At 47.2% G+C, this 4,761-nt stretch carries 1 protein-coding gene; it reads left to right on the top strand.

The features are described from left to right. Positions 1-239 precede the first annotated feature (239 nt). A partial coding sequence (locus KDK19_RS10735; RefSeq protein WP_257287920.1) for a hypothetical protein occupies positions 240-4,761 on the top strand: 4,522 nt, incomplete at its 3' end.

The following is a 4,761-nucleotide window of genomic DNA, read 5'->3' as shown; positions in this document are numbered from 1 at the left end:
AATGGTCGTTCTCCCATGCAGAAAGTATTCCTTACTTCTACACTCTGGGTGCCTTCTACAATAAGCAACAGGACGATGATCAAAAAGTTCATGGCCATTAAGGGAAATAACCACTCAGTCCAGATTTCTAACTGAAACAGTGACCCGCTGACAGCCACGAGCGATTAGAAGTCGCTTCCTCGCCTGCTGTGGCAATCACTTTTCACAGTAATAAAAATACTCAGCTCTGAGGCAGTAGAATGAGATATTTTCGCCCCAATGCATTAAGCCTTGCAGTGGCCATAACCATCAGCTCTTCCGTCATTGGTACACAGGCACTGGCCGATCGCAGGCTGCAGATAAAATCTGTCGATATTCAGGGCAATAGACATACGGAGTTTACCCAGAGCGAGGTCATCGTTAAGCCAACTTTAGGAGATGACCAGCAGCCAATACCCAAAACCTTTACCACCACTTACCCTGACCAGACTGAAGTCAGAGCGGGCTACGACATTCCTTCTGAAGGCTTCACGGACATTCTTTCTGGCATTGAGGGTGGTGTTGCCAGTATTGATCAGTTTGCAACAGACGAGAATGACGTTGCTCAGAAGTACAGCAAAATCCTGAAGGTGGGAAATGAGGGGGTCTTCAGATTCACCCATAACCTTGCAGAAGAGAAACTGCTTATCGAAGTCAGAGAGAGTATGACCCATCAGGATTCAATCAGGACTGTTCGGGCTCAATTAGGGGGCACCTGGAGATTAGAACCGTTTACTGGCATTGCCAGCACCGATCATCTGGTGGGAGTGCTGAAAGGGGCGAATAAAAGGGCAGGCAAACTTGGCGAAGCTGATCACTATGTTGCCCTTGCCATCCTCGAAGTAGACAAGGTTGAAGTGAACCGGCGCACTTTCATGCGTCTCATCGCCGCAGCAGATCAGCCTCCTGAACTTCAGCGTCTGGGTCAATCACTTTTTGTTAATGATGAGGTGCTTTTGGCAGCAGCCACCTCCGCCTATACCCAGGTTCATGTTCTCGGAAAAGATTTACAACAGGGCATTCTGGATGATCTTTTGTCATACCATAAACCCGTCGGCTATGTTGTTCACGTCGAGGATGAGACACAGGCTTATCCTGTACCTGCTGGTTATCCAAAACTGGAAGTAACAGAGACTCCGGGAGAGATTATTGTTTTCCGTGGTCAGAAACAGAATCCGACCGATGTCGCTTTTGTGGAAGGTCTCTATTACATCTGGGATAAATTTGGCTGCAATGCCCCCACTCCTTATACAACAGCACGAGTTAAAAAAGACAAGGTCAAAAGCTACAAGTACGTTATTCGAAGCAGGCAAATGGCAATGCTGGAGGAGTTTTCTGCACAGCAAAATGCTGGACTTGACTCAGGTGAACAATACGATGATAAAGTGGCAACGCTTGCGTACTATGAACATCTTCAGCAGGCATTGACCAGTGCTGCTTCAGTTGGAGCAGATGAATTTAAATTCACAATACCGCACGTCGGATTTACTTCGTTCTACTTCATGCCAACCTGGATGCATATTCAGTTCGTAAAACACTTCGGCTTCAAACCTGCGCTAAGAAATTTTCTGACTAGCTGGCATTTTGTTCAGGATATTCACGAAGTTATACCCAGCTTCAACAATATCTATAACAAATATTTTTATGATGATCCTGCCAGCGATTCTTTTGACAAAGGCGGTAACTTTGTTTCCAAAGTCATTGGCGACTTTGCCGGGCAGCTGATTGAGATGGAAAACGAGCTGGCAGAAAAACAAGCCGGACACATCGGCCAGAAAATCCATGAAATCAAACAACCGGTTGCCGCAACATCAATTGCCTCAACATCGTTTGCTGCAACAGGACAGCCCGGGGAAGAAGCTTTAGAAGAAGAACAGGCGGCCATTGAAAGCAAGCAGGATATGGCTTCAGACGATGAAAACGATCCGTATACCCGCAAGCAGTCGCTTCAACAGCAGTTGCGTCAACTAAAAGCAGAACTGGCCGATCGGGAACAGGTAATCGAGAATAGTCTGGCTGACATTGAAAGTCAGCTCGGTCTGACCCCGGATCACGAAAAGAGCCCGGAAGTCCGTTTTCAGGCCATTAAGCAACAAAATAAGAAACAGATAGCTACGATCGTACTACAACAGCAACATCTTCAGCACCATCTTCAGAACCATATTCAGCAACATTTCCAGCACCATCTTGAGCAACAAGGCAGCAGAACAAATCTTGAAAAAGAAGATGAAATCAGGGCCCGCTATGCAACCATCGCCGCACATTTAAACATTCAGGATCTCGATAGCAATGCAGGTGTTGACGCTCAAGAAGAACATCTGCTTCAAAAGCTTAAGACAATGGATGCTCAAAATAAACGCCTGCTTCAGAGAGTTAAGAGACTTAATAATCGAAAAGATTTAGAGGATTCTTACACCAGGGCGAGAAAAGACGCTCTGGCTGCCGTTCTTGGTATTGATCCAGGTAAAGACAGCAAACTGAAAGACCGCGACACACTGGAAAGAACGGTATATTTCAAGCTCTTCAAGCTTGCAAGGCTGCAAAAGGAACTGGATGACATCAAAACACCCGGCCACCCCAAAGCTATGCCTGAAGTCCTGGAGACACTGAGTAACGTGGAAAAAGCCCTGGAGAGGGATCCCCCCGGTAAAGAGTTCGATGTCTATCTCCGTCGCAAGCATATTTCTGAAGACATGCAGAGATTTATCAGGGAAGCCAGACAACGGGCAGATGAAGAAGCCCTGGATATACTGGATGCCGTAGAAAGAATACTCAACCTCGAAGTCAACAAAGAGGATGACAAAACAGCAAGACTCAGCAGAATTCATAGAATACTTGACGCCGATAATCTCTCAGATGACATACTGAATGATATAGACATTACCCTTTGGACACACAATGGCAAGGCTCTTGACGAGAAGGACCTCAAACTCAAAAGACTCCTTGCGCATCTTCATTATAAAGTCGAAGACCAGGGTCCGAATAAGCAAGCCACAGAACAACAGACCAGGCTGCTGGACGATGTAGAAGCAATACTTACCCTCGCAATGAATGAAGCGCAAAGCAGAGCAGCAAGACTTGCCCTGTTTGATGAAATAATTAAAGTCGATAATCTCTCAGATGGCACACTGGATCTGATAGATCAAACCGTCTGGAAACAAGACAGCGCAAATCTGGACGATAGGGCTCTCAAACTCAAGAAGCTTGGTGTGAGTCTTACCTATAAAGTTGAAGATTCGTATCTGGATGCGCTAAGCGATGCACGACAGAACAAAATGCTTGAAGCTATAGAGATAGAGGTGGATATCTACCTTCGTCGATGCCTTGCTGCTGAACAAAGGGGCATGGCCTTCACTGCCAAACTGGCCAGTGATCTGGATGTGGCATTTGAAGAAGATGCCAACCTGATTGAACAGAAGGACGCCCTGATAGCGAAAATTTGGGTGTTAATTGATGAAGTAAACCAGGTCTACGAGGATGAAAGTGTCAAAAGGGCCAGAAACAATGAAATGGCCTATCAGCTCAATATTAAGGATTACAAGGAAGATGCCACTATCGACGACCAGAACCGTTTGATTGAAGCAAAACTCCTGCAGCTGGATAAAGAAGTTTTCAAGGCGGATCAGCCTACCGTTGATGAGCGAATCGCAGCTATTGAAGATGAGCTTGACAAGCAAATGGCTCGGCTGGAGCCTAAACCCCGGTACGCTCTTGACCGTGAGGTAGCCATGACCAGGCGAACAATAAAAGAAGCTGAAAGTGAGCTGGAGGCGGCTAATCACAATCTGGACGCTATCCTTCGCGAACAGGTGGTATTTTCAGGTCGTACTGACGCCCATCCTGCTGCCTTGGATGAAGACGAAAAAGCACTCAATCAGGCAATAAAAAAAATTCAGACCAGATTGGCTCCGCCCGCAGATGATGAGCAAACCTCTGACACCAATCAAGGACGCAGTACTGCCCTGAGAAACAAACGGTTACAACCGGGCGGTGATCACGCTGATGCCGACAAGATCTGGCAACTGCTTCAGGAACAGGCCAGTCTGGAAGCTCAGATTGAAGGCAGGAAAGCAGACATTGGAAGAATGAAAAAAGTCCTGAAGGCTGCCGAAGAAGCCGTCGAAAATGACGGCACCCCCTCCCAGTACACGCCGATACAGGCAAAAATTCTCGACGATCTCCACACATTCGCGCAGCAGCACCCTCTCAAACAACTAGCTCTGCAAGCTGCAAATGGTCTGGCAGAATTAGCATTAGAAAACGGTAAGGAAATACCCTACTTTCCGACTATTGATTTTGACGACGAATTTGCACCCATTGGCTTGCGAGCAATGGTCGGAGACAAGCTGACGTTTGAACAGGCCAGTTGGATTGTGGAAGTTTTCAAAAACCTGAAAACGACCTTTCCTGAACCTCCTTTCGAACCTGCAGAAGATCATCCGCCCCTGAGTGTCCCGTACACAGTCCTGCGGCTGACTTACGCGGCCAGGCACGGAATAGAAAGAGGGGCACAAGAATACGACGACAGAATTCGCAGCATGGGCTCAGCAGGCATTCACTACATCGAGCATCTACCAGGAGTTCTGGCAGGCGTTCTGAAAAGCTTCCCGGAATACTTTGCTACCCGTTCTGCCAGTGGTAACAAGGTCATCGCTTTGCTGCGTGAAGGACGGATCAGCAAGACTGAGCTTGAGAACTACATGAAGGCCATCAGAGGTGTCGACGGTTATCAGACAGTGGCTG

This window comes from Endozoicomonas sp. ONNA1 (genome assembly GCF_024606325.1).
GTDB lineage: Bacteria > Pseudomonadota > Gammaproteobacteria > Pseudomonadales > Endozoicomonadaceae > Endozoicomonas_A.
This window is presented reverse-complemented; position numbering and strand designations above follow the sequence as displayed.